General features: G+C 55.2%; 26 protein-coding genes, 4 tRNA genes and 1 rRNA gene. All 31 read right to left on the bottom strand.

Going from position 1 to position 24,723, the window contains the following annotated elements; genetic code table 11:
- Window positions 1-20: 20 nt before the first annotated feature.
- Window positions 21-287 carry a 30S ribosomal protein S17 gene (rpsQ, locus tag BZK31_RS08630; RefSeq protein ID WP_002555480.1) on the bottom strand — a complete coding sequence of 89 codons (267 nt, stop codon included), beginning with the start codon at window positions 285-287 and terminating at the stop codon, window positions 21-23.
- 2 nt (window positions 288-289) lie between these two features.
- Window positions 290-481, bottom strand: coding sequence for a 50S ribosomal protein L29 (rpmC, locus tag BZK31_RS08625; protein WP_002555481.1), 192 nt, complete (start codon window positions 479-481; stop codon window positions 290-292).
- Window positions 481-894 carry a 50S ribosomal protein L16 gene (rplP, locus tag BZK31_RS08620; RefSeq protein WP_002555482.1) on the bottom strand — a complete coding sequence of 138 codons (414 nt, stop codon included), beginning with the start codon at window positions 892-894 and terminating at the stop codon, window positions 481-483. The genes rpmC and rplP overlap by 1 nt, the downstream gene beginning before the upstream one ends.
- A 12-nt stretch (window positions 895-906) precedes the next feature.
- Window positions 907-1,593 carry a 30S ribosomal protein S3 gene (rpsC, locus tag BZK31_RS08615; protein ID WP_003176422.1) on the bottom strand — a complete coding sequence of 229 codons (687 nt, stop codon included), beginning with the start codon at window positions 1,591-1,593 and terminating at the stop codon, window positions 907-909.
- A gap of 13 nt (window positions 1,594-1,606) precedes the next feature.
- Window positions 1,607-1,939: a 50S ribosomal protein L22 gene (rplV, locus tag BZK31_RS08610; RefSeq protein ID WP_002555485.1), complete on the bottom strand. Its 333-nt coding sequence runs from the start codon at window positions 1,937-1,939 to the stop codon at window positions 1,607-1,609.
- A 13-nt stretch (window positions 1,940-1,952) separates the two neighbouring features.
- Complete coding sequence (gene rpsS, locus BZK31_RS08605; RefSeq protein ID WP_004883670.1) at window positions 1,953-2,228, bottom strand: 30S ribosomal protein S19; 276 nt, start codon at window positions 2,226-2,228, stop codon at window positions 1,953-1,955.
- Between the two features lie 16 nt (window positions 2,229-2,244).
- The gene (gene rplB / locus BZK31_RS08600) at window positions 2,245-3,069 is read right to left on the bottom strand and encodes a 50S ribosomal protein L2 (RefSeq protein WP_007924198.1); all 825 of its coding nucleotides are present in this window, start codon (window positions 3,067-3,069) and stop codon (window positions 2,245-2,247) included.
- A gap of 14 nt (window positions 3,070-3,083) precedes the next feature.
- Window positions 3,084-3,383, bottom strand: a complete 300-nt coding sequence (rplW, locus tag BZK31_RS08595) for a 50S ribosomal protein L23 (RefSeq protein WP_002555488.1) — start codon at window positions 3,381-3,383, stop codon at window positions 3,084-3,086.
- The gene (gene rplD, locus BZK31_RS08590) at window positions 3,380-3,982 is read right to left on the bottom strand and encodes a 50S ribosomal protein L4 (RefSeq protein ID WP_004883668.1); all 603 of its coding nucleotides are present in this window, start codon (window positions 3,980-3,982) and stop codon (window positions 3,380-3,382) included. Before rplD ends, rplW begins: the two co-directional genes overlap by 4 nt.
- A gap of 12 nt (window positions 3,983-3,994) precedes the next feature.
- Window positions 3,995-4,630, bottom strand: a complete 636-nt coding sequence (gene rplC, locus BZK31_RS08585) for a 50S ribosomal protein L3 (RefSeq protein WP_024687032.1) — start codon at window positions 4,628-4,630, stop codon at window positions 3,995-3,997.
- Between the two features lie 81 nt (window positions 4,631-4,711).
- Window positions 4,712-5,023 (bottom strand): 30S ribosomal protein S10, encoded by a 312-nt coding sequence (gene rpsJ / locus BZK31_RS08580; protein ID WP_003186070.1) that lies wholly within the window; start codon window positions 5,021-5,023, stop codon window positions 4,712-4,714.
- A gap of 141 nt (window positions 5,024-5,164) precedes the next feature.
- The gene (gene tuf / locus BZK31_RS08575) at window positions 5,165-6,358 is read right to left on the bottom strand and encodes an elongation factor Tu (protein ID WP_083182302.1); all 1,194 of its coding nucleotides are present in this window, start codon (window positions 6,356-6,358) and stop codon (window positions 5,165-5,167) included.
- 31 nt (window positions 6,359-6,389) lie between these two features.
- Entirely contained in the window at window positions 6,390-8,495 is a 2,106-nt protein-coding gene (gene fusA, locus BZK31_RS08570; protein WP_083182301.1) for an elongation factor G, read from the bottom strand.
- Between the two features lie 30 nt (window positions 8,496-8,525).
- Entirely contained in the window at window positions 8,526-8,996 is a 471-nt protein-coding gene (gene rpsG, locus BZK31_RS08565) for a 30S ribosomal protein S7 (RefSeq protein WP_002555493.1), read from the bottom strand.
- 122 nt (window positions 8,997-9,118) lie between these two features.
- Window positions 9,119-9,490, bottom strand: a complete 372-nt coding sequence (gene rpsL / locus BZK31_RS08560) for a 30S ribosomal protein S12 (protein ID WP_002555494.1) — start codon at window positions 9,488-9,490, stop codon at window positions 9,119-9,121.
- A 194-nt stretch (window positions 9,491-9,684) separates the two neighbouring features.
- Entirely contained in the window at window positions 9,685-13,884 is a 4,200-nt protein-coding gene (gene rpoC, locus BZK31_RS08555) for a DNA-directed RNA polymerase subunit beta' (protein WP_083182300.1), read from the bottom strand.
- 64 nt (window positions 13,885-13,948) lie between these two features.
- A complete protein-coding gene (rpoB, locus tag BZK31_RS08550; protein WP_083182299.1) occupies window positions 13,949-18,022 on the bottom strand; it encodes a DNA-directed RNA polymerase subunit beta in 4,074 nt (1,357 codons plus the stop codon).
- Window positions 18,023-18,241: 219 nt separating this feature from the next.
- Window positions 18,242-18,607, bottom strand: a complete 366-nt coding sequence (gene rplL / locus BZK31_RS08545) for a 50S ribosomal protein L7/L12 (RefSeq protein ID WP_034148078.1) — start codon at window positions 18,605-18,607, stop codon at window positions 18,242-18,244.
- Between the two features lie 73 nt (window positions 18,608-18,680).
- Entirely contained in the window at window positions 18,681-19,181 is a 501-nt protein-coding gene (gene rplJ / locus BZK31_RS08540; RefSeq protein ID WP_083182298.1) for a 50S ribosomal protein L10, read from the bottom strand.
- A gap of 195 nt (window positions 19,182-19,376) precedes the next feature.
- The gene (rplA, locus tag BZK31_RS08535) at window positions 19,377-20,072 is read right to left on the bottom strand and encodes a 50S ribosomal protein L1 (protein ID WP_083182297.1); all 696 of its coding nucleotides are present in this window, start codon (window positions 20,070-20,072) and stop codon (window positions 19,377-19,379) included.
- Window positions 20,072-20,503: a 50S ribosomal protein L11 gene (rplK, locus tag BZK31_RS08530; protein ID WP_020290713.1), complete on the bottom strand. Its 432-nt coding sequence runs from the start codon at window positions 20,501-20,503 to the stop codon at window positions 20,072-20,074. The genes rplA and rplK overlap by 1 nt, the downstream gene beginning before the upstream one ends.
- A 118-nt stretch (window positions 20,504-20,621) precedes the next feature.
- Complete coding sequence (gene nusG / locus BZK31_RS08525; protein ID WP_002555501.1) at window positions 20,622-21,155, bottom strand: transcription termination/antitermination protein NusG; 534 nt, start codon at window positions 21,153-21,155, stop codon at window positions 20,622-20,624.
- A 9-nt stretch (window positions 21,156-21,164) separates the two neighbouring features.
- The gene (secE, locus tag BZK31_RS08520) at window positions 21,165-21,533 is read right to left on the bottom strand and encodes a preprotein translocase subunit SecE (RefSeq protein WP_005887064.1); all 369 of its coding nucleotides are present in this window, start codon (window positions 21,531-21,533) and stop codon (window positions 21,165-21,167) included.
- A gap of 46 nt (window positions 21,534-21,579) precedes the next feature.
- Window positions 21,580-21,655 (bottom strand) — tRNA-Trp (locus BZK31_RS08515).
- A 165-nt stretch (window positions 21,656-21,820) separates the two neighbouring features.
- Window positions 21,821-21,896: transfer RNA gene (locus BZK31_RS08510), tRNA-Thr, on the bottom strand.
- A gap of 26 nt (window positions 21,897-21,922) precedes the next feature.
- Window positions 21,923-21,996 (bottom strand) — tRNA-Gly (locus BZK31_RS08505).
- A gap of 24 nt (window positions 21,997-22,020) precedes the next feature.
- Window positions 22,021-22,105 (bottom strand) — tRNA-Tyr (locus BZK31_RS08500).
- 142 nt (window positions 22,106-22,247) lie between these two features.
- Window positions 22,248-22,676: a hypothetical protein gene (locus BZK31_RS08495; protein ID WP_083182296.1), complete on the bottom strand. Its 429-nt coding sequence runs from the start codon at window positions 22,674-22,676 to the stop codon at window positions 22,248-22,250.
- Window positions 22,677-22,683: 7 nt separating this feature from the next.
- Window positions 22,684-23,433 carry a pantothenate kinase gene (locus tag BZK31_RS08490; RefSeq protein WP_083182295.1) on the bottom strand — a complete coding sequence of 250 codons (750 nt, stop codon included), beginning with the start codon at window positions 23,431-23,433 and terminating at the stop codon, window positions 22,684-22,686.
- Window positions 23,423-24,382, bottom strand: a complete 960-nt coding sequence (gene birA / locus BZK31_RS08485) for a bifunctional biotin--[acetyl-CoA-carboxylase] ligase/biotin operon repressor BirA (RefSeq protein ID WP_083182294.1) — start codon at window positions 24,380-24,382, stop codon at window positions 23,423-23,425. Before birA ends, BZK31_RS08490 begins: the two co-directional genes overlap by 11 nt.
- Window positions 24,383-24,515: 133 nt before the next feature.
- Window positions 24,516-24,631 (bottom strand): 5S ribosomal RNA (gene rrf / locus BZK31_RS08480).
- Window positions 24,632-24,723: the final 92 nt, after the last annotated feature.

Here is a 24,723-nt window from a genome sequence, read left to right as displayed (position 1 = left end):
ATTTCTCCGACCCTTAGCCCTTAGACTTCCACAGCGCGTTCGAGGATATCAACCAATGCCCAAGACTTGGTCTTGGCTACCGGACGAGTTTCACGAATAGTGACCTTGTCGCCGATATGGCACTGATTGGTTTCGTCGTGCGCGTGCAGCTTAGTCGAACGCTTAACGTATTTACCGTAGATTGGGTGCTTGACGCGACGCTCAATCAGAACGGTGATGGTCTTGTCCATCTTGTCGCTGACGACACGGCCAGTCAGCGTACGGACGGTTTTTTCGGCTTCAGCCATGATTACTTACCTGCCTGCTGGTTGAGCACAGTCTTCACGCGAGCGATGTCACGCTTAACTTGCGAGAGCAGGTGAGACTGCCCCAACTGGCCAGTTGCTTTCTGCATACGCAGATTGAACTGGTCGCGCAGCAGGCCGAGCAGTTGCTCGTTCAGCTGCTGTGCTGATTTTTCACGAAGTTCATTCGCTTTCATCACATCACCGTCCGCTTAACAAAGGAGGTGGCGAGTGGCAGCTTTGCAGCAGCCAGGGCGAAAGCCTCACGCGCCAGCTCTTCAGTAACACCCTCGATTTCATACAGGACTTTGCCTGGCTGAATCTGGGCAACCCAGTATTCGACGTTACCCTTACCTTTACCCATACGAACTTCGAGTGGCTTCTTGGTAACAGGCTTGTCCGGGAATACACGGATCCAGATCTTGCCGCCACGCTTTACGTGACGGGTCAGAGCACGACGCGCTGACTCGATCTGACGAGCGGTGAGACGACCGCGAGCAACAGACTTCAGCGCGAACTCGCCGAAGCTGACTTTGCTACCGCGCAGTGCCAGACCACGGTTGTGGCCGGTCATCTGCTTGCGGAACTTCGTACGCTTTGGTTGCAACATTTGGCGTACCCCTTACTTAGCAGCTTTTTTACGAGGCGCTGGTGCTTGTGGTTTCAGTTCTTCTTGGCGACCACCAATTACTTCGCCTTTGAAGATCCAAACCTTTACACCGATCACACCATAAGTGGTGTGAGCTTCGTAGTTGGCATAGTCGATGTCGGCACGCAGGGTGTGCAATGGAACACGACCCTCGCGATACCATTCAGTACGTGCGATTTCAGCACCGCCGAGACGACCGCTCACTTGGATTTTGATGCCTTTGGCACCAATGCGCATTGCGTTCTGTACAGCGCGCTTCATAGCGCGACGGAACATTACACGGCGCTCCAGCTGCTGAGCTACGCTCTGCGCAACCAGCATACCGTCGAGCTCCGGCTTGCGGATCTCTTCGATATTGATGTGCACAGGCACACCCATTTGCTTGGTCAGGTCCTGACGCAGTTTCTCAACATCTTCACCTTTCTTGCCGATCACGATGCCGGGACGAGCGGTGTGGATGGTGATACGTGCAGTCTGAGCCGGACGATGGATATCGATACGGCTTACGGACGCGCTTTTTAGTTTGTCTTGGAGATACTCACGCACCTTCAGATCAGCGAACAAATAGTCCGCATAAGTCCGACCATCTGCGTACCAGACGGAGGTGTGCTCCTTGACGATTCCCAGGCGAATGCCAATGGGATGTACTTTCTGACCCATCTCTTCGACTCCGTTACTTGTCAGCAACCTTGACAGTGATATGGCAAGACCGCTTGACGATGCGATCAGCACGGCCTTTGGCACGTGGCATGATGCGCTTCAGCGAACGCCCTTCGTTGACGAAAACGGTGGAGACCTTCAGGTCATCAACGTCTGCGCCTTCGTTATGCTCGGCGTTGGCTACAGCCGACTCCAGCACTTTCTTCAGGATCTCGGCGGCTTTCTTACTGCTGAAAGCCAACAGGTTGAGCGCTTCGCCCACCTTCTTCCCGCGGATCTGGTCGGCGACCAAGCGGGCTTTCTGGGCGGAGATTCGAGCGCCCGACAACTTAGCGGCTACTTCCATCGTTCCTTACCCCTTAACGCTTGGCTTTCTTGTCTGCCACGTGCCCACGATATGTGCGGGTACCGGCAAACTCGCCCAGTTTATGGCCGACCATGTCTTCGCTCACGAGAACGGGAACATGCTGACGACCGTTATGCACTGCAATGGTCAAACCGACCATTTGTGGCAGGATCATCGAACGACGCGACCAGGTCTTAACTGGTTTGCGATCGTTCTTTTCCGCCGCCACTTCGATCTTCTTCAGTAGGTGAAGATCAATAAAAGGACCTTTTTTCAGAGAACGTGGCACTGTCGTATCCCTCTATTTACTTGCGACGACGGACGATCATTTTGTCGGTACGCTTATTACCACGAGTCTTCGCGCCCTTAGTCGGGAAGCCCCACGGCGATACCGGATGACGACCACCAGAGGTACGACCTTCACCACCACCATGTGGGTGGTCAACCGGGTTCATGGCAACACCACGAACGGTTGGGCGAACGCCACGCCAGCGTTTGGCACCTGCTTTACCCAGCGAACGCAGGCTGTGCTCGGAGTTCGAGACTTCGCCAAGCGTTGCACGGCATTCAGCCAGTACTTTACGCATTTCACCGGAGCGAAGACGCAGGGTTACGTACACACCTTCACGAGCGATCAGCTGTGCGGATGCACCAGCAGAACGAGCGATCTGTGCGCCTTTACCTGGCTTCAATTCGATGCCGTGTACGGTGCTACCAACTGGAATGTTGCGCAGTTGAAGAGCGTTGCCCGGCTTGATTGGTGCCAGAGCACCCGCAATCAGCTGGTCGCCAGCACTCACGCCTTTAGGGGCGATGATGTAACGGCGCTCGCCGTCTGCGTAAAGCAGCAGAGCAATGTGAGCAGTACGGTTTGGATCGTATTCGATACGCTCGACAGTGGCAGCGATGCCATCTTTGTCGTTGCGACGGAAGTCGACCAGACGATAATGCTGCTTATGACCACCACCCACGTGACGTGTAGTGATACGGCCATTGTTGTTACGACCACCAGACTTCGATTTTTTCTCGAGCAGCGGTGCGTGAGGAGCGCCTTTATGCAGCTCCTGGTTGACCACCTTGACCACAAAACGGCGGCCAGGGGAAGTCGGTTTGCATTTAACGATTGCCATGATGCACCCCTTCCTTACTCAGCACTGCTGCTGAAATCGAGATCTTGGCCTGGCTGAAGGGAGATAACTGCCTTCTTCCAGTCATTACGCTTGCCCAGACCGCGAGCAGTGCGCTTGCTCTTACCCAGAACATTCAGGGTAGTAACACGCTCTACTTTCACGCTGAACAGGCTTTCGACGGCCTTCTTGATTTCCAGCTTGGTTGCGTCAGTTGCAACCTTGAAAACGAACTGGCCTTTCTTGTCAGCCAGAACCGTGGCCTTTTCGGAAACGTGCGGGCCAAGTAGAACTTTAAATACGCGTTCCTGGTTCATCCCAGCAGCTCCTCGAATTTCTTCACGGCCGACACAGTGATCAACACTTTGTCGTATGCGATCAGACTAACTGGATCGGAACCCTGTACGTCACGAACATCAACGTGCGGCAGGTTACGAGCAGCCAGGTACAGATTCTGGTCAACAGCGTCAGACACGATCAGGACGTCAGTCAGACCCATGCCATTCAGCTTGCTCAGCAAGTCTTTGGTTTTCGGTGCTTCAACAGCGAAGTCCTGAACCACGACCAGACGATCAGTACGAACCAGTTCAGCAAGGATGGAGCGCAGTGCTGCGCGATACATCTTCTTGTTGAGCTTCTGAGAGTGATCCTGAGGACGAGCTGCGAAAGTGGTACCGCCGCCACGCCAGATTGGGCTACGGATAGTACCGGCACGAGCACGGCCAGTACCCTTTTGACGCCATGGGCGCTTACCGCCACCAGAAACGTCAGAACGGGTCTTCTGCTGCTTGCTACCCTGACGACCGCCAGCCATGTAGGCCACGACTGCCTGGTGAACCAGCGTCTCGTTGAATTCGCCGCCAAATGTCAGTTCGGAAACTTCGATTGCTTGAGCGTCATTTACATTTAATTGCATGTCAGCTTCCCCTTAACCGCGAGCCTTGGCTGCCGGACGTACAACCAGGTTGCCGCCAGTAGCGCCAGGAACAGCACCCTTGACCAACAACAGATTGCGTTCAGCGTCCACGCGCACTACTTCCAGGGACTGCACGGTCACGCGCTCAGCGCCCATATGACCGGACATTTTTTTGCCCTTGAATACACGACCAGGAGTCTGGCACTGGCCGATAGAGCCCGGGACGCGGTGGGAGACGGAGTTACCGTGGGTGTTATCCTGACCACGGAAATTCCAGCGCTTGATCGTACCCTGGAAGCCTTTACCCTTGGACTGACCGGTCACATCAACCAGTTGACCAGCAGCGAAGATTTCAGCGTTGATCAGATCGCCAGCCTGGTAATCGCCTTCTTCAAGACGGAATTCCATGATGGTACGACCGGCGGCTACGTTCGCTTTAGCGAAGTGGCCAGCCTGAGCGGCTGTAACACGCGAAGCGCGACGCTCGCCGACAGTGACTTGCACTGCACGATAGCCATCGGTTTCTTCGGTTTTGAACTGAGTGACGCGATTCGGCTCGATCTCAATGACCGTGACCGGAATGGAGACACCTTCTTCGGTGAAAATACGGGTCATACCGCATTTACGACCGACTACACCAATAGTCATGTTGTAAACCTCATGAGTGTACGGGGCTTTCACCCGCTATGGCCGCCCATTTCAGAGCGTTACACGACTAAGACCCGAGTCTTAGCCGAGGCTGATCTGAACTTCCACACCGGCCGCAAGATCAAGCTTCATAAGAGCATCAACGGTTTTATCCGTTGGCTGGACGATGTCCAGAACGCGCTTATGAGTACGGATCTCATACTGGTCGCGCGCGTCTTTGTTGACGTGCGGAGAAACCAGAACGGTGAACCGCTCTTTACGAGTCGGCAGTGGAATCGGACCACGCACCTGTGCACCAGTACGTTTCGCGGTTTCCACGATTTCCTGGGTTGATTGGTCGATCAGGCGATGGTCGAAAGCCTTCAACCTGATACGGATTTGCTGGTTTTGCATTGGATTCAGACTCCAGATTGCTGTTCCCACCGAGCGCAATACGCCCGTTAAAAGGAGGCGCAATTCTATAGACGAGCTGACAGGGTGTCAACCCAATAAAAAAGCCCCCGCAATGCGGGGGCTCTTTCAAGACATCAACGCTTAGGCGATGATTTTGGCTACGACGCCAGCGCCGACGGTACGACCGCCTTCACGGATAGCGAAACGCAGACCATCTTCCATTGCGATAGGCTTGATCAGGGTAACGGAAACTTTCACGTTATCACCTGGCATAACCATTTCGGTGCCTTCCGGCAGTTCGCAGCTACCAGTTACGTCGGTAGTACGGAAGTAGAACTGTGGACGATAGCCCTTGAAGAAAGGAGTGTGACGACCGCCTTCTTCTTTGCTCAGAACGTAGATTTCGGCTTCGAACTGAGTGTGCGGCTTGACGGTGCCTGGCTTGACCAGAACCTGGCCACGCTCAACGTCGTCACGCTTGGTGCCACGCAGCAGAACGCCGCAGTTCTCACCAGCACGGCCTTCGTCCAGCAGCTTGCGGAACATCTCGACGCCAGTGCAAGTAGTCTTGGTAGTGTCACGCAGACCTACGATTTCTACTTCTTCCTGGATCTTGATGATGCCACGCTCAACACGACCAGTCACAACAGTACCGCGACCCGAGATCGAGAATACGTCTTCGATTGGCATCAGGAACGGCTTGTCGATAGCACGAACTGGTTCTGGGATGTAGCTATCCAGAGTCTCTACCAGCTTCTTGACAGCCGAGGTACCCATTTCGTTCTCGTCCTGGCCGTTCAGAGCCATCAGAGCCGAACCGATGATGATCGGGGTATCGTCGCCTGGGAACTCGTAAGTGCTGAGCAGATCACGAACTTCCATTTCAACCAGTTCCAGCAGCTCAGCGTCGTCAACCATGTCAGCCTTGTTCAGGAAGACAACGATGTACGGAACGCCAACCTGACGGGACAGCAGGATGTGCTCGCGAGTCTGAGGCATAGGACCGTCAGCAGCCGAGCAAACCAGGATAGCGCCGTCCATCTGGGCAGCACCGGTGATCATGTTCTTGACGTAGTCGGCGTGACCTGGGCAGTCAACGTGCGCGTAGTGGCGAACGGACGAATCGTACTCCACGTGTGCAGTGTTGATGGTGATACCACGAGCTTTCTCTTCCGGGGCGCTGTCGATCTTGTCGAAGTCAACCTTTGCGGAACCGAAAACTTCGGAGCAAACACGGGTCAGAGCTGCGGTCAGTGTGGTTTTACCATGGTCAACGTGACCGATGGTGCCAACGTTGACGTGCGGTTTGTTACGTTCAAATTTTTCTTTAGCCACGACAAATAACTCCTAGCCTAAAGGCGCTGAATCAGCCTTGTTTTTTGGTTACAGTTTCGACGATGTGCGACGGCGCTGTATTGTATTTTTTGAATTCCATAGAGTAGCTTGCGCGACCCTGAGACATGGAGCGAACGTCGGTCGCATAACCGAACATCTCACCCAACGGAACCTCGGCGCGGATAACCTTGCCGGAAACCGTATCTTCCATACCCAGAATCATGCCGCGACGACGGTTAAGGTCGCCCATCACGTCACCCATATAGTCTTCAGGCGTAACAACCTCTACCGCCATGATCGGCTCGAGCAACTCACCACCACCCTTCTGGGCCAGTTGCTTGGTCGCCATGGAAGCAGCCACCTTAAACGCCATCTCGTTCGAGTCGACGTCGTGGTAAGAACCATCAAACACGGTAGCCTTCAGGCCGATCAGCGGATAGCCGGCGACAACACCGTTCTTCATCTGCTCTTCGATACCCTTCTGGATAGCCGGGATGTATTCCTTAGGAACAACACCACCCACCACTTCGTTCACGAATTGCAGACCTTCCTGACCTTCGTCAGCAGGAGCAAAACGGATCCAGCAGTGACCAAACTGGCCACGACCGCCGGATTGACGAACGAACTTGCCTTCGATTTCGCAGTTCTTCGTGATGCGCTCACGATAGGAAACCTGAGGCTTGCCGATGTTGGCTTCGACGTTGAACTCACGGCGCATCCGGTCAACCAGGATGTCCAGGTGCAACTCGCCCATGCCAGAGATGATCGTTTGACCAGTCTCTTCATCAGTCTTAACGCGGAAAGACGGGTCTTCCTGAGCGAGCTTGCCCAGTGCGATACCCATTTTTTCCTGGTCATCCTTGGTCTTTGGCTCAACGGCAACCGAAATAACCGGCTCCGGGAAATCCATACGAACCAGAATGATTGGCTTGTCAGCGTTGCACAAGGTTTCACCAGTGGTGACGTCCTTCATGCCGATCAGGGCCGCGATGTCACCAGCGCGAACTTCCTTGATCTCTTCGCGGGCGTTTGCATGCATTTGCACCATACGACCCACGCGCTCTTTCTTGCCCTTGACCGAGTTGATCACGCCGTCGCCGGATGCCAACACGCCCGAGTAAACACGGACGAAAGTCAGGGTACCCACGAATGGGTCGGTAGCGATCTTGAACGCCAGAGCCGAGAACGGCTCGTTGTCGTCTGCATGACGCTCCATCTGGACTTCCTCGTTATCAGGATCGGAACCCTTGATAGCAGGAATGTCGGTCGGAGCCGGCAGGTAGTCGATAACGGCGTCGAGAACCAGGGGAACGCCCTTGTTCTTGAACGAAGAACCACAAACAGCCAGAACGATCTCACCAGCGATAGTACGCTGACGCAGAGCCGACTTGATTTCCTCGTTGGTGAGCTCTTCACCTTCGAGGTACTTGTTCATCAGCTCTTCGCTGGCTTCGGCCGCAGCCTCAACCATGTTGCTGCGCCACTCGTCAGCCAGTTCCTGCAGTTCAGCAGGGATAGGCTTGCGAACAGGGACCATACCCTTGTCGGAATCGTTCCAGTAAACAGCTTCCATGGACATCAGATCGATCTGACCCTGGAAGTTGTCTTCGGAACCGATAGCCAACTGGATAGGCACCGGAGTGTGACCCAGGCGCTGCTTGATCTGAGCGATCACGCGCAGGAAGTTCGCACCGGCACGGTCCATTTTGTTCACGTAAACGATACGCGGAACACCGTATTTGTTGGCCTGACGCCATACGGTTTCGGACTGCGGCTCTACGCCGGAAGTACCACAGAACACGACGACCGCGCCGTCGAGTACACGCAGGGAACGCTCAACTTCAATGGTGAAGTCCACGTGACCCGGGGTATCGATGACGTTGAAGCGGTACTGATCTTTGTGCTGCTTTTCCGAACCCTGCCAGAAGGCAGTGATGGCAGCAGAAGTAATGGTAATACCACGCTCCTGCTCTTGAACCATCCAGTCCGTGGTCGCGGCGCCGTCATGCACCTCGCCCATCTTGTGACTTTTGCCGGTGTAAAAAAGTACGCGCTCGGTGGTGGTGGTTTTACCAGCATCCACGTGAGCGACGATACCAATGTTACGGTAACGGCCAATCGGTGTAGTACGAGCCATAAAGCCCTCGCAAAATTAGTGACGCTGAAATTAGAAGCGGTAGTGCGAGAACGCCTTGTTGGCCTCAGCCATACGGTGCACATCTTCACGCTTCTTGACTGCAGCACCTTTACCTTCGGCGGCGTCCAGCAGTTCGCCAGCCAAACGCAGAGCCATAGACTTCTCACCGCGCTTACGCGCGAAGTCTACCAGCCAACGCATTGCCAGAGCATTACGACGGGACGGACGAACTTCGACAGGAACCTGGTAAGTAGCACCGCCTACACGGCGCGACTTTACTTCGACCAGCGGAGCGATGGCGTCGAGAGCTTTCTCGAAGATTTCCAGGGGATCGCTGTTCTTACGCTCTTTAACCTTCTCCAGCGCGCCATAAACGATACGCTCGGCAACGGCTTTCTTGCCGCTTTCCATCACGTGGTTCATGAACTTCGCCAGAATCTGGCTTCCGTATTTTGGATCGTCAAGCACTTCGCGCTTGGCTGCTACGCGTCTTCTTGGCATGGATAAGCCCTCAAACGGTCTTCAGGTTAGCTCGGGACCACCACCCGAAAAAGGATGCGCCCGACCTTACTCTTATCGACTCAGAAAAATAGAAATCTGCAATTTTTAACAGAAGCCAGTGACTACTTAGGCTTCTTGGTACCGTATTTCGAGCGACCCTGGTTACGGCCTTTAACGCCGGAGGTATCCAGAGAACCACGAACGGTGTGATAACGAACACCTGGCAAGTCTTTTACACGACCGCCACGGATCAGTACCACGCTGTGCTCTTGCAGGTTGTGACCTTCACCACCGATGTACGAGGAAACCTCGAAACCGTTGGTCAGGCGCACACGGCAGACTTTACGCAATGCCGAGTTAGGTTTTTTCGGCGTAGTGGTATACACACGAGTGCATACACCGCGACGCTGCGGGCAGTTCTGCAGCGCAGGCACGTCGGATTTCTCGACGATACGCTTACGCGGCTGACGTACCAGCTGGTTGATAGTTGCCATCTACTAGCTCCACTGTTGTCTTGCGACGCTATTGTCTTACAAGAAAAGCAAATGACAGGGCAGAAGCCCCGCCAAATTTAGGGGTACAAGAGTCTAAAGAGGATCCCGCCCCCAGTCAAGACAAAGCCCCGACGTCCACACTGGCCGAACAGCACGGATGCTGTACGGCCAATGTGAGTGCCGAGGCTTTACTCTCAGTTACCGCTGGAGTTCAACGCTTCAGTCAGAGCGGCTTCTACCTCGCTCGCACTGACACGCAACGGCTTGTCGATATCACGGCGACGCTTACGCTCGCTGTGGTACGCCAGACCGGTACCGGCCGGGATCAGACGACCCACGACCACGTTTTCCTTCAGGCCGCGCAAGTAATCGCGCTTGCCGGTCACAGCTGCCTCGGTCAGTACGCGGGTTGTCTCCTGGAAGGAGGCCGCGGAAATGAACGACTCAGTGGACAGCGATGCCTTGGTGATACCCAGCAGGACGCGTGTGAACTTGGAGACAAACTTGTCTTCCGTGCTCAGACGCTCGTTCTCTACCAGTACGTGAGTCAACTCCATCTGGTCGCCCTTGATGAAGCTGGAATCGCCAGATTCGGCAATTTCAACTTTACGCAGCATCTGACGCAGGATGGTCTCGATGTGCTTGTCGTTGATCTTCACGCCTTGCAGACGGTATACGTCCTGGATTTCGTTAACGATGTACTTGGCCAGCGCACTCACACCCAGCAAACGCAGGATGTCGTGTGGATCGCTAGGACCGTCGGAGATGACTTCACCGCGGTTCACTTGCTCGCCTTCGAAGACGTTCAGGTGACGCCACTTCGGAATCAGCTCTTCGTACGGATCGCTACCGTCGTTCGGGGTAATGACCAGACGGCGCTTGCCCTTGGTCTCTTTACCGAACGCGATGGTACCGCTGACTTCTGCAAGGATCGACGCCTCTTTCGGACGGCGGGCTTCGAACAGGTCGGCAACACGCGGCAGACCACCGGTGATGTCACGTGTTTTCGACGTTTCTTGCGGAATACGGGCGATAACGTCGCCGATCGCGATCTGCGCCCCGTCCGCAACACCCACCAGGGCGTTTGCAGGCAGGAAGTACTGAGCAGGTACGTCAGTACCCGGCAGCAACAGATCCTTGCCATCCAGACCTACCATCTTCACGGCAGGACGGATGTCCTTACCGGCAGCTGGACGATCCTTGGCATCAAGCACTTCGATGTTGGTCATACCGGTCAATTCGTCGGTCTGACGCTTGATCGTGATACCCTCTTCCATGCCTACGTAGGTCACAGTACCTTTCATCTCGGTGACGATCGGGTGAGTGTGCGGATCCCACTTGGCCACGATGGACCCAGCATCGACCTTGTCGCCTTCCTTCACCGAAATCACTGCACCGTATGGCAGCTTGTAACGCTCACGCTCACGACCGAAGTCGTCAGCGATCGCCAGCTCACCGGAGCGGGACACCGCAACCAGGTGACCGTCGACACGCTCAACGTGCTTCAGGTTGTGAAGACGGACAGTACCGCCATTCTTGACCTGAACACTGTCGGCTGCGGAAGTCCGGCTTGCCGCACCACCGATGTGGAACGTACGCATTGTCAGCTGGGTACCCGGCTCACCGATCGACTGTGCAGCGATTACGCCGACAGCTTCACCGATGTTGACCTGGTGACCGCGAGCCAGGTCGCGACCGTAGCACTTGGCGCAAATGCCATAGCGGGTTTCGCAACTGATCGGCGAGCGCACGATAACTTCGTCGATGCTGTTCAGCTCGATGAACTCGACCCACTTCTCGTCTACCAGCGTACCGGCAGGCACGATGACGTCTTCAGTACCTGGCTTGAACACATCGCGGGCGATCACTCGACCCAGTACGCGCTCACCCAGAGGCTCGACAACATCACCGCCTTCAATGTGCGGAGTCATCAGCAAGCCGTGTTCGGTGCCGCAGTCGATCTCGGTAACCACCAGATCCTGCGCAACGTCCACCAGACGACGCGTCAGGTAACCGGAGTTAGCGGTTTTCAACGCGGTATCCGCAAGACCCTTACGAGCACCGTGAGTCGAGATGAAGTACTGAAGTACGCTCAGACCTTCACGGAAGTTCGCCGTGATCGGCGTCTCGATGATGGAACCGTCCGGCTTGGCCATCAGACCACGCATACCGGCCAGCTGACGGATCTGGGCAGCAGAACCACGAGCACCCGAGTCGGCCATCATGTACATCGAGTTGAACGACTCCTGGTCGACTTCGACGCCATGGCGATCGATAACCTTCTCTTTCGAGAGGTTCGACATCATTGCCTTGGACACTTCGTCGTTCGCCTTGGACCAGAGGTCGATCACCTTGTTGTACTTCTCGCCCTGGGTAACCAGGCCGGAGGCGTACTGACTTTCGATCTCTTTAACTTCTTCAGTGGCCGCGTCAATGATGCGAGCCTTTTCATCGGGGATAACGAAGTCGTTAACACCGATCGAAACACCCGAAATGGTCGAGTAGGCAAAACCGGTGTACATCAACTGGTCAGCGAAAATAACGGTCTCTTTCAAGCCAACCACGCGGTAGCACTGGTTGATCAGCTTGGAGATCGCCTTCTTCTTCATCGGCTGGTTGACAACGTCATAGGACAGCCCTGCCGGAACCACCTGGAACAACAGCGCACGGCCGACAGTGGTGTCGACGATACGGGTGTTCTTGACGCTGCCACCATCACGATCATTGATCGTTTCGTGGATGCGAACCTTGACCTTGGCGTGCAGCGCGGCTTCGCCGGCGCGGAATACGCGGTCGACTTCCTGCAGGTCTGCAAACACACGGCCTTCGCCCTTGGCGTTGATCGCTTCACGGGTCATGTAGTACAGACCCAGTACAACGTCCTGCGAAGGAACGATGATTGGCTCACCGTTGGCTGGCGACAGGATGTTGTTGGTCGACATCATGAGCGCGCGCGCCTCGAGCTGGGCTTCCAGCGTCAGAGGTACGTGAACGGCCATCTGGTCACCGTCGAAGTCGGCGTTGTACGCAGCACAGACCAGCGGGTGAAGCTGGATAGCCTTACCTTCGATCAGTACTGGTTCAAAAGCCTGGATACCCAGACGGTGAAGCGTTGGCGCACGGTTCAGAAGCACCGGGTGTTCGCGAATCACTTCAGCGAGAACGTCCCAGACCTCTGGCAGCTCGCGCTCGACCATTTTCTTGGCAGCTTTGATGGTCGTGGCCAGGCCACGCATTTCCAGCTTGCCGAAAATGAACGGCTTGAACAGCTCGAGAGCCATTTTCTTTGGCAGACCGCACTGGTGCAGACGCAGGGTCGGGCCAACGGTAATTACCGAACGACCGGAGTAGTCAACGCGCTTGCCGAGCAGGTTCTGACGGAAACGACCCTGCTTACCCTTGATCATGTCAGCCAGGGATTTCAGAGGACGCTTGTTGGAACCGGTGATAGCGCGACCGCGACGACCATTGTCCAGCAAGGCATCGACCGCTTCCTGCAGCATGCGCTTTTCGTTACGCACGATGATGTCAGGTGCGGACAGGTCCAGCAGGCGCTTCAGACGGTTGTTACGGTTGATCACTCTACGATACAGATCGTTGAGGTCGGACGTCGCGAAACGACCGCCGTCCAGCGGAACCAGCGGACGCAGATCAGGCGGCAGAACCGGCAGAACGGTCAGCACCATCCACTCAGGAAGGTTGCCCGAACCCTGGAACGCTTCCATCAGCTTCAGACGCTTGGACAGCTTCTTGATCTTGGTCTCGGAATTGGTCTGCGGAATCTCTTCGCGCAGACGGCCAATTTCGTGCTCCAGATCGATCGCGTGCAGGAGTTCACGGACGGCTTCGGCACCCATGCGGGCATCGAAATCATCACCGAACTCTTCCAGCGCTTCGAAGTACTGCTCGTCGTTCAGCAACTGACCCTTTTCAAGGGTGGTCATACCCGGATCGATGACGACATAGCTCTCGAAGTAGAGAACACGTTCGATATCACGCAGGGTCATGTCCATCAGCAAGCCGATACGGGACGGCAGGGACTTCAGGAACCAGATGTGAGCCACTGGCGACGCCAGTTCGATGTGAGCCATACGCTCACGACGAACTTTGGCCAGAGCCACTTCAACACCGCATTTTTCGCAGATGACACCGCGGTGCTTCAGGCGCTTGTACTTACCGCACAAGCACTCGTAATCTTTTACCGGGCCAAAGATCTTGGCGCAGAACAGACCGTCACGCTCAGGCTTGAACGTACGGTAGTTGATGGTTTCCGGTTTTTTAACTTCACCGAACGACCACGAGCGGATCATCTCAGGCGACGCGAGACCGATGCGGATAGCATCGAACTCTTCGACTTGACCCTGGTTTTTCAGCAAATTCAGTAGGTCTTTCAAGGCCTTTCCTCCTGGCGGAGCAGGGAGCAGGGATTTACCCCCTGCCCCCGATTCACGTCACGTGTTATTCGGTTTCCAGATCGATATCGATACCGAGCGAACGGATTTCTTTGATCAACACGTTGAAAGACTCGGGCATGCCCGGCTCCATACGGTGATCGCCGTCCACGATGTTTTTGTACATCTTGGTACGACCGTTCACATCGTCCGACTTGACTGTGAGCATTTCCTGCAGAGTGTACGCCGCGCCGTATGCTTCCAGCGCCCACACTTCCATCTCCCCGAAACGCTGACCACCGAACTGAGCCTTACCACCCAGCGGCTGCTGGGTAACCAGGCTGTAAGAACCAGTGGAACGCGCGTGCATCTTGTCGTCCACCAAGTGGTTCAGCTTCAGCATGTACATGTAGCCAACTGTTACAGCACGCTCGAATTTGTTGCCGGTGCGGCCGTCGAACAGTTGCATCTGGCCGCTCTCTGGCATGTCAGCCAGCTTGAGCATTGCCTTGATTTCGCTTTCCTTGGCGCCGTCGAACACCGGAGTAGCCATCGGCACGCCATTACGCAGGTTCTTCGCCAGATCCAGAACTTCCTGGTCGGTGAATTCGTCCAGGTTTTCCTGACGGCCACCGATCTCGTTGTAGATCTCGGTGAGGAACTTGCGCAGCTCGACCACTTTACGCTGCTCTTCGAGCATGCGGTTGATCTTCTCGCCCAGACCTTTGGCCGCGAGGCCCAGGTGGGTCTCAAGGATCTGACCGACGTTCATACGCGAAGGTACGCCCAGCGGGTTGAGTACGATGTCCACCGGAGTACCGTTGGCATCATGCGGCATGTCTTCGACCGGCATGATCACGGAGACCACACCCTTGTTACCGTGACGACCGGCCATCTTGTCGCCCGGCTGGATGCGACGACGGATTGCCAGGTAGACCTTGACGATCTTCAGAACGCCCGGAGCCAGGTCATCGCCCTGTTGCAGCTTGCGCTTCTTGTCTTCGAACTTGTCGTCCAGCAGACGGCGGCGATCAACGATGTAGGCCTGAGCCTTCTCGAGCTGCTCGTTCAGAGCGTCTTCAGCCATGCGCAGCTTGAACCACTGACCGTGCTCAAGACCGTCGAGGACTTCGTCGGTGATTTCCTGACCTTTCTTGAGGCCGGCACCGCCTTCTACAACACGACCGACCAGCGCGGAGCGCAGACGTTCGAATGTAGCACCTTCAACGATGCGGAACTCTTCGTTCAGATCCTTGCGGATCTCGTCGAGTTGCGACTTCTCGATGGACAGAGCACGAGCATCACGCTCGACACCATCACGAGTGAAGACCTGTACGTCGATGACCGTACCTTTGGTACCGGTCGGTACGCGCAGGGAGGTGTCTTTAACGTCACTCGCCTTCTCACCGAAGATCGCACGCAGCAGTTTTTCTTCTGGCGTCAGTTGGGTCTCGCCTTTCGGAGTGACCTTGCCTACCAGAATGTCACCGGCGCCGACTTCGGCACCTACGTAAACGATACCGGCTTCGTCCAGCTTGTTCAGAGCCGCTTCACCCACGTTCGGGATGTCGGCTGTGATTTCCTCTGGGCCAAGCTTGGTGTCACGTGCCACACAGGTCAGTTCCTGGATGTGGATCGTGGTGAAGCGATCTTCCTGAACAACACGCTCGGACAGGCAGATGGAGTCTTCGAAGTTGAAACCGTTCCAGGCCATGAACGCGATGCGCATGTTCTGACCCAGTGCCAGCTCGCCCATGTCGGTGGACGGACCATCGGCCATGATGTCGCTGCGCTGTACACGATCACCCTTGCTCACCAGCGGACGCTGGTTGATGCAGGTGTTCTGGTTGGAACGGGTGTATTTGGTCAGGTTGTAGATATCTACACCGGCCTCACCTGTTTCAACTTCGTCGTCAGCTACACGAACAACGATACGGCTGGCATCGACGGAGTCGATCACACCACCACGACGCGCCACGACGCAAACGCCGGAGTCACGCGCAACGTTGCGCTCCATGCCGGTACCAACCAGCGGCTTGTCGGCACGCAGGGTCGGTACAGCCTGACGCTGCATGTTGGAACCCATCAACGCTCGGTTGGCGTCGTCGTGCTCGAGGAACGGAATCAGCGACGCTGCAACCGATACAACCTGCTTGGGCGAAACGTCCATCAGGGTAACGTCGGCAGGTGCCTTGACCGTAAATTCGTTGAGGTGACGTACCGCAACCAGTTCGTCGATCAGTTCCTGCTTGTCGTTCATTGCGGCCGAAGCCTGTGCAATGACGTGGTCCGCTTCTTCGATCGCAGAGAGGAAAACGATTTCCTCGGTGACCAGGCCTTCTTTTACAACGCGATACGGGCTCTCGAGGAAACCGTACTGGTTGGTGCGAGCATAGGCTGCCAACGAGTTGATCAGACCGATGTTCGGACCTTCCGGCGTTTCAATCGGGCAGACACGGCCGTAGTGAGTCGGGTGAACGTCTCGAACTTCGAAGCCGGCGCGCTCACGGGTCAGACCGCCAGGGCCGAGTGCGGAAACACGACGCTTGTGGGTGATCTCGGACAGCGGGTTGTTCTGGTCCATGAACTGGGAAAGCTGGCTGGAACCAAAGAACTCTTTGACCGCGGCGGCAACAGGCTTGGCGTTGATCAGGTCCTGAGGCATCAGGCCTTCACTTTCTGCCATCGACAGACGCTCTTTGACCGCACGCTCAACACGTACCAGACCTACACGGAACTGGTTCTCGGCCATCTCGCCAACGCAACGAACGCGGCGGTTACCCAAGTGGTCAATGTCGTCGACAATGCCTTTGCCGTTACGGATGTCAACGAGGGTCTTGAGGACCGCTACGATATCTTCCTTGCACAGCACGCCAGAACCTTCGATCTCAGTACGACCGATACGACGGTTGAACTTCATGCGACCTACAGCGGACAGGTCGTAACGCTCAGGGCTGAAGAACAGATTGTTAAACAGGGTCTCGGCAGCATCTTTGGTCGGCGGCTCGCCAGGACGCATCATGCGATAAATTTCGACCAGTGCTTCCAGTTGGTTGCTGGTGGAATCGATCTTCAATGTGTCGGAAACGAACGGACCGCAGTCGATGTCGTTGGTGTACAACGTCTCGATGCGAACAACCTGAGCCTTGGCGATCTTGGCCAGGATCTCGGTGTTCAGCTCGGTGTTGCACTCGGCGATGATTTCGCCGGTAGCCGGATGCACGATCACCTTGGCAGTGGTGCGACCCAGGACATAGTCCAGAGGCACTTCCAGCTCTTTGATACCGGCTTTTTCCAGCTGGTTGATGTGACGAGCGGTGATACGGCGACCTTGCTCGACAATGACCTTGCCTTTGTCGTCCTGGATATCCAGAACGGCAATCTCACCACGCAGGCGCTGAGGCACCAGTTCCAGGCTCAGGTTTTCACCGCGAACATGGAATACGTTGGTGGTATAGAAAGCATCGAGCACTTGCTCGGTGGTGTAACCCAGCGCGCGCAGCAGTACGGACGCAGGCAGCTTGCGACGACGGTCGATACGGACGAATACGCAGTCTTTCGGATCGAATTCGAAGTCCAGCCACGAACCACGGTAAGGAATGATGCGAGCGGAGTACAGCAACTTACCGGAGCTGTGCGTCTTGCCACGGTCGTGGTCGAAGAATACGCCAGGCGAACGGTGAAGCTGAGACACGATAACGCGCTCGGTACCGTTGATTACGAAGGTACCGTTTTCAGTCATCAGGGGGATTTCACCCATGTAGACTTCTTGCTCTTTGATGTCCTTGATCGCTTTGTTCGACGACTCTTTGTCGAAGATGATCAGACGAACCTTGACTCGCAGAGGTACAGCGTAAGTCACACCGCGCAGCACGCATTCCTTGACATCAAATGCCGGTTCGCCCAAGCGATAACCTACATACTCCAGCGCAGCATTGCCGGAGTAGCTGATGATCGGGAAAACGGATTTGAAGGCTGCATGCAGACCGACGTCGCGGAACTGATCTTTGGTCGCTCCCGCCTGCAGGAATTCGCGATACGAATCCAGCTGGATGGCCAAGAGATACGGCACATCCATTACGTCCGGCAACTTGCTAAAGTCCTTGCGGATACGTTTTTTCTCAGTATATGAGTAAGCCATCAGCGTTCCCCAGCTTGGTCACCTGCTTGTTTGGCTCCCTCCCGACGGAAGCAGCCAGAAAATCGTGCAAACCCCTTGGTTTGCGCCACCGTCATCGGTGGATCCTGCACGTCACAGACCTGGCAGCGCCAATCGTCTATAACGGAAAAAGGCCGGTGGCAAAAGCCACCAGCCATCAGCCTTTCGCTAGATGCGTGGGCTGGACACTCAAATCGATGCTTATTTCAGCTCGACTTTAGCGCCTGCTTCTTCCAGAGTAGCTTTGGCTTTGTCAGCTGCATCTTTGGCAACAGCTTCCAGAACCATTGCTGGTGCGCCGTCAACGACTGCCTTGGCTTCTTTCAGGCCCAGACCGGTCAGCTCGCGAACTGCCTTGATCACGTTAACTTTCTTCTCGCCAGCTTCGGTCAGCATGACGTTGAATTCAGTTTGTTCTTCAACAACAGCGGCAGCAGCAGCTGGACCAGCAGAAGCAGCGGCAGCGGTAACGCCGAATTTTTCTTCGAAAGCTTTGATCAGCTCAACAACTTCCATTACGGACATGTTGCCAACGGCTTCGAGGATATCGTTTTGAGAGATAGACATGACTCTAATTCCTGATTTGGGGACGGCCTACGCGACCATCGAAAAAAACAAAAAACGCGAGAAACGGCGAGCCTTAGGCTGCAGCTGCTTCTTTCTGGTCGCGAACAGCCGCCAGAGTGCGAGCCAACTTGCTGGTAGCGCCTTGAATCACGCTCATCAGCTGAGAAATTGCCTCGTCACGGGTCGGCAGGGTTGCCAGTACATCGATCTGATTAGCTGCGAGGAACTTGCCCTCGAACGCAGCTGCCTTGATCTCGAACTTGTCCTGACCTTTTGCGAATTCCTTGAACAGACGAGCAGCAGCGCCCGGGTGTTCGTTGGAGAATGCAATCAAGGTCGGGCCTGTGAACACGTCGTTGAGAACACTGAATTCAGTGTCGGCAACGGCGCGCTTGAGCAGGGTGTTACGTACAACACGTACGTAAACGCCAGCTTCACGAGCCTCTTTACGGAGTCCGGTCATAGCGCCGACTGTCACGCCGCGGGCATCAGCCACGACTGCGGACAGACCAGCTTTGGCAGCCTCGTTGACTTCAGCGACGATGGCCTTCTTGTCTTCGAGTTTAATTGCCACGGGTTTAACTCCTGCTTGTTACCGTTTCATCTGGCCGAAGCCGGATGTCGTTTTGGTGTCTGATTCGGTAAGGAACCGGGAGCACCATCTGCGTAGGCTTGAGTTTTAAGACTTTCGCCGCCTACGGTCTTGGATAGCCCCCGCCAGGCAGGGACCCCAATTTTTGAGCGACACCACAAGGGTGTCGCCTGAGTCTTACGCGTCCAGCGAACCCTGATCAATCACCAGGCCTGGGCCCATGGTGGTGCTCAGCGTTACACGCTTGACGTAGATACCTTTCGAAGAAGCTGGCTTGATACGCTTCAGATCAGCGATCAGTGCTTCAACGTTTTCCTTCAGCTTGACGGCGTCGAAACCGACCTTGCCAACGGAAGTATGGATGATGCCGTTCTTGTCAGTGCGATAACGAACCTGACCAGCCTTGGCATTCTTGACGGCGTTAGCGACGTCTGGAGTAACGGTGCCGACTTTAGGGTTAGGCATCAGGCCACGTGGACCGAGAACCTGACCCAATTGGCCAACAACACGCATCGCGTCCGGGGAGGCGATAACGACGTCGTAGTTCAGATCGCCAGCTTTCATTTCAGCAGCCAGATCGTCCATACCAACGCGATCAGCGCCGGCAGCCAGAGCAGCTTCAGCAGCAGGACCCTGGGTGAATACTGCAACGCGTACAGTCTTGCCAGTGCCGTGCGGCAGAACGGTAGCGCTACGCACGACCTGATCGGATTTACGAGGATCAACGCCCAGGTTAACAGCGACGTCAACAGACTCGCTGAACTTGACAGTCGACAGCTCAGTCAGCAGCGCAGCTGCGTCTACGAAGTTGTAGACCTTGCCAGCTTCGATCTTGCCAGCGATTGCCTTTTGGCGCTTGGTCAGCTTAGCCATTACACACCCTCCACGTTAAGGCCCATGCTACGAGCGGAACCGGCGATGGTACGCACGGCCGCTTCCATGTCAGCAGCTGTCAGATCCGCATTTTTTGCTTTTGCGATGTCTTCCAGCTGAGCACGAGTCACGGTGCCAACTTTAACGGTGTTCGGGCGAGCCGAGCCGCTGGTCAAACCTGCAGCTTTCTTCAGCAGAACCGACGCAGGGGTACTTTTTGTTTCGAAAGTGAAGCTACGGTCGCTGTATACAGTGATGATCACTGGGGTCGGCAAACCTGGCTCAAGACCCTGAGTACGGGCGTTGAACGCTTTGCAGAATTCCATGATGTTCACACCGTGCTGACCCAGAGCCGGGCCGACTGGCGGGCTTGGGTTGGCCTGAGCGGCTTTCACTTGCAGCTTGATGTATGCGGTTATCTTCTTGGCCATGAGGCACTCCAATTACGGGTTCAAGCGCCAATAAAGGCTCCCCGGTTGCTTACGCGTATATCCCAGTGACGAAAAAACCCCACAGCCTTAGGCTGCGGGGTATGGGATTCCAGCTCAGTTATGCCTTCTCGACCTGACTGAACTCCAACTCTACCGGAGTAGAGCGTCCGAAAATGAGCACCGCCACTTGGATACGGCTCTTTTCGTAATTGACTTCTTCGACCGTGCCGTTGAAATCGGCGAACGGACCGTCGGTAACACGAACAACCTCACCCGGCTCAAACAGAGTCTTCGGCTTCGGTTTGTCGCTACCGTCGGCGACACGACGCAGAATCGCTTCTGCCTCTTTGTCTGTGATAGGCGCAGGCTTGTCGGCAGTACCGCCAATAAAGCCCATGACACGCGGGGTGTCCTTGACCAAGTGCCAAGTACCCTCATTCATGTCCATCTGAACCAGCACGTAGCCAGGGAAGAACTTGCGTTCGCTTTTGCGTTTCTGGCCATTACGCATCTCAACCACTTCTTCAGTGGGGACCAGAATCTCGCCAAAGCCATCTTCCATGCCTGCGAGCTTCACACGCTCGATCAACGAGCGCATAACATGCTTCTCGTAACCCGAGTAAGCATGCACTACGTACCAACGCTTAGCCACGGGACACCCTTAGCCAACAATCAAGGAAACAAGCCAGCCGAGCAGGGAATCAAGCCCCCACAACAGCAACGCCATAACCAGCACAACAGCCACGACAATCAATGTGGTTTGAGTGGTTTCTTGGCGAGTAGGCCAAACGACTTTACGGATCTCAGCGCGCGCTTCCTTCGCAAGAACGAAGAAAGCCTTACCCTTACCAGTCTGCAGCGCCACGAAAGCAGCCGCAGCGGCGATAACCAGGAGAGCGAGAACACGGTACAGGATCGGTTCAGCAGAGTAATACTGATTACCGACAACACCCACGACAACCAAAACGACTACCAGGAGCCACTTCAGCAAATCAAAGCGAGAGTCTGATGCTTCAGCCTTGGGATTCATCTACGGAGATCCTGTGAAAAGAAAGCCAGATCACATCTAGGGAATCTGGCAGGTCAGGAGGGAATCGAACCCCCAACCTACGGTTTTGGAGACCGTCGCTCTGCCAATTGAGCTACTGACCTAAAAGCAAAATCAGGCCGACCATTATGCGGACCTGACAAGAGTTTTTCAACACCTTATTCAGACCCTACCCTTAACGGGCAACCTTCTGAACCAGTCTCAAGCGAACCGCACTCGACGGAGCCACCTAAAACAAAGGCAGATATTTTCATATCTGCCTTTAGCAATGGAGCTCTTGAGCGGATTTGAACCGCTGACCTCACCCTTACCAAGGGTGTGCTCTACCAACTGAGCTACAAGAGCAAAACTACTCGCATGAACCGCAAACATGGAGCGGGTAGCGGGAATCGAACCCGCATCATCAGCTTGGAAGGCTGAGGTTCTACCACTAAACTATACCCGCACAATTTGCAGCTCGCGCTAAATCTGGTGGAGGGGGAAGGATTCGAACCTTCGAAGTCGTAGACGTCAGATTTACAGTCTGATCCCTTTGGCCGCTCGGGAACCCCTCCTAAGCGAGGCAGCATTCTCAACTCATGCCGCCCTTCTGTCAACCTTTTTCTCAGTAAAAACCTGAGGTTACATGCGCTGACTACTTTCACTTCGTTCGTGAGACTTACACCTCACTGCGAAGCGGGCGCCATTCTATGCAAACTATTCTGCAGTTGCAATGCCTTCACATGACATTATTTTGTTTTTTAATTGCGGAAAGTCCTGGGTCAGCCGATTGATCAATCCCGACTCCACAAGACGTCTGCTCTCAGGCGCTATCTTCAGCCAATAACCCGCCACGGCAGCCGGCTGCAAGAGTTGAAATTGAGACTGAATGTCCAGACTGTTGAGACGCTGCTCGACTGCCCTAGCCTCTTCCTGACGAGAAAAACCGCCCAGATAGAGACAATTCGCATCGATGTCACGAGGCAAGTGCGCCGGATCGGACTCGCTGAGCAAGCGGATATCCTGCTGCACAGTTCGATGCAACGACAATGGCATCACTTCTTTGGCTCTCAACGGCGCTTCCTGCTGATGCCAGATATAGTAGAAACCATTCAGCATCAACAGCAGGAGAAATAACCAACGCATAGAAACCTCAAGGCAACGGGCAAGCCAGTGCAAGACCAACGAAAACCAGATCCGGGACCACCCGAGCATCCGGCAGCACGTCTACTACCAGAGCAGCGTCTCCGCCAGTTACAAAAATAACGAAATCATCTCCCCAGTAGCCGCGCGCCACCTCTACTTGAGTCAACGCAAACCCTCGCAGCATCAACGAGCAGCCGCGCTCCACCGCCTCAGCCGTTGATCGTCCAGGCACAAGCCCTGAAAGGGCTCGCTGAGCAGTCGCGTCGTCGTATCGGATACGCCGCGTGTGAGTACGCAGCTGATCACGCATCAACGGCATACCAGGGCAGATAAAGCCGCCCAGGTGTCTTCCGTCCGGAGCAACGAAGTCGGACGTTATCGCCGTCCCCAGATCAATTACAAGGCAGGCTTTTCGGGCACCATGGTATGCACCGACAAAGGCAAGCCATCGATCAAGCCCCAAACGGTCGAACTCCTCATAACCATTCACGACACCTGCCAGCTCACGATCAGGGAGCGCACAGACCGGGCTGATCCCAAAGGCGTCAACAAGAACCGACACAAGCTTTTCTGTTTCAACCGCGTTACGCACACTTACCAGGCGACAGTGGCTCGGCGTGAGATCCGGCAGGTCATGCAGGCTTTCCAACAAGGCACTGTCGGTGTCGACTCCCCCGCCCGCCAATACTGCAGACTCATTTCGGCTGATGATCCGCCATTTGATGAAGCTGTTGCCGCAATCGAGTTCAAGAATCATCGCGCAACCTCAGGCTGAGCTCACCACCGCTAAAACTTTTTTCCACACCATTCACTTCCAAACGTAACGCGCCAAGCGCATCGATACCCAAGACAACACCATTGATGGCCTCAGCACCCGAAAGCAGCGTCACTGCAGCCCCCTGCCACAGATGACCGCGCTCCCACTCCCTCTGAAGCGCGGTAAACCCTTGCTGACGGTGAATGGCCAATAGGGACTCAAGTTTTTGGCTCATGCGCACAGCCAGCTCATTACGATTGACCAATGCGCCCGTTTCAAGACGAACAGACGTCCATGACTGATCGACCTCAGTGGACACCTGCATGTTTACGTTGACACCCACACCTATTATCACGTGACAGACATCGGCAGGATCTCCGATCAACTCAAGCAATATTCCCGCGATTTTCTTTCTGCCCACCAGGACATCGTTGGGCCACTTGAGTCCGGCACTAGTAACACCGATATCACGCAGAACATTCATTACGCAAAGCCCGACCAGCAGACTGAGCCCTTCCAGTTGGCGCATCCCACCATCGATCCGCAGCACGAGGCTGTAATAAAGGTTGGAGGCGAAAGGACTCACCCATCTACGACCACGCCGCCCTCTACCAGACGTCTGCCGCTCAGCAAGAACAAGCGCAGGCATGTGCGCATCCCTGGATATCAGCCGGGCCGCCTCAGCATTGGTAGAGTCGACAGAATCATGGATATGAACGGACCAGGTGGATGGGAGACCAAGTTGCAAAAGCGCATTATCGTCAAGAAGCGAAACAGGCGTAGCGAGCCTGTAACCACGTCCGCGCACCTTATGGATCTCGACACCCAAATCAGCCTCAAGGAGTTGAAGCTGTTTCCAGACGGCACTTCGACTGACCCCCAAGGCATTACCCAGTACTTGCCCTGAATGAAATGCACCGTCAGCAAGAAGCTTCAACAACGTTAGCATGTAAGGATCGCCTTGCAATAAGGCACGCATGATAGCCACGCCGAACCATGATGCATAGAAATGAAGGTTTGTTTTTTGAACAGAAAAGACAAAACCCCTCACCGCGTGAGCGATGAGGGGTTCTGGAATTGAATCTTGACGATGACCTACTCTCACATGGGGAAACCCCACACTACCATCGGCGATGCATCGTTTCACTGCTGAGTTCGGGATGGGATCAGGTGGTTCCAATGCTCTATGGTCGTCAAGAAATTCGGGTACCGAAGCGGGCCAGGTGGCTCGGTTCAGCAAAATGGGTATGTGATCCGGGTAAGGTCTGCGTTCGCAAACTTTCGGTGCGT

Source organism: Pseudomonas floridensis (assembly GCF_002087235.1).
Lineage (GTDB): Bacteria > Pseudomonadota > Gammaproteobacteria > Pseudomonadales > Pseudomonadaceae > Aquipseudomonas > Aquipseudomonas floridensis.
This window is presented reverse-complemented; position numbering and strand designations above follow the sequence as displayed.

Bases quoted from the DNA above. Each gene is read 5' to 3' on its own strand.
- rpsQ (WP_002555480.1), bottom strand. From the start codon at position 287: ATGGCTGAAGCCGAAAAAACCGTCCGTACGCTGACTGGCCGTGTCGTC.
- rpmC (WP_002555481.1), bottom strand. From the start codon at position 481: ATGAAAGCGAATGAACTTCGTGAAAAATCAGCACAGCAGCTGAACGAG.
- rplP (WP_002555482.1), bottom strand. From the start codon at position 894: ATGTTGCAACCAAAGCGTACGAAGTTCCGCAAGCAGATGACCGGCCAC.
- rpsC (WP_003176422.1), bottom strand. From the start codon at position 1,593: ATGGGTCAGAAAGTACATCCCATTGGCATTCGCCTGGGAATCGTCAAG.
- rplV (WP_002555485.1), bottom strand. From the start codon at position 1,939: ATGGAAGTAGCCGCTAAGTTGTCGGGCGCTCGAATCTCCGCCCAGAAA.
- rplB (WP_007924198.1), bottom strand. From the start codon at position 3,069: ATGGCAATCGTTAAATGCAAACCGACTTCCCCTGGCCGCCGTTTTGTG.
- rplW (WP_002555488.1), bottom strand. From the start codon at position 3,383: ATGAACCAGGAACGCGTATTTAAAGTTCTACTTGGCCCGCACGTTTCC.
- rplD (WP_004883668.1), bottom strand. From the start codon at position 3,982: ATGCAATTAAATGTAAATGACGCTCAAGCAATCGAAGTTTCCGAACTG.
- rplC (WP_024687032.1), bottom strand. From the start codon at position 4,630: ATGACTATTGGTGTAGTCGGTCGTAAATGCGGTATGACCCGTATTTTC.
- rpsJ (WP_003186070.1), bottom strand. From the start codon at position 5,023: ATGCAAAACCAGCAAATCCGTATCAGGTTGAAGGCTTTCGACCATCGC.
- fusA (WP_083182301.1), bottom strand. From the start codon at position 8,495: ATGGCTCGTACTACACCGATTGGCCGTTACCGTAACATTGGTATCGTC.
- rpsG (WP_002555493.1), bottom strand. From the start codon at position 8,996: ATGCCAAGAAGACGCGTAGCAGCCAAGCGCGAAGTGCTTGACGATCCA.
- rpsL (WP_002555494.1), bottom strand. From the start codon at position 9,490: ATGGCAACTATCAACCAGCTGGTACGTCAGCCGCGTAAGCGTATCGTC.
- rpoB (WP_083182299.1), bottom strand. From the start codon at position 18,022: ATGGCTTACTCATATACTGAGAAAAAACGTATCCGCAAGGACTTTAGC.
- rplL (WP_034148078.1), bottom strand. From the start codon at position 18,607: ATGTCTATCTCTCAAAACGATATCCTCGAAGCCGTTGGCAACATGTCC.
- rplA (WP_083182297.1), bottom strand. From the start codon at position 20,072: ATGGCTAAGCTGACCAAGCGCCAAAAGGCAATCGCTGGCAAGATCGAA.
- rplK (WP_020290713.1), bottom strand. From the start codon at position 20,503: ATGGCCAAGAAGATAACCGCATACATCAAGCTGCAAGTGAAAGCCGCT.
- secE (WP_005887064.1), bottom strand. From the start codon at position 21,533: ATGAATCCCAAGGCTGAAGCATCAGACTCTCGCTTTGATTTGCTGAAG.
- BZK31_RS08495 (WP_083182296.1), bottom strand. From the start codon at position 22,676: ATGCGTTGGTTATTTCTCCTGCTGTTGATGCTGAATGGTTTCTACTAT.
- BZK31_RS08490 (WP_083182295.1), bottom strand. From the start codon at position 23,433: ATGATTCTTGAACTCGATTGCGGCAACAGCTTCATCAAATGGCGGATC.
- birA (WP_083182294.1), bottom strand. From the start codon at position 24,382: ATGCTAACGTTGTTGAAGCTTCTTGCTGACGGTGCATTTCATTCAGGG.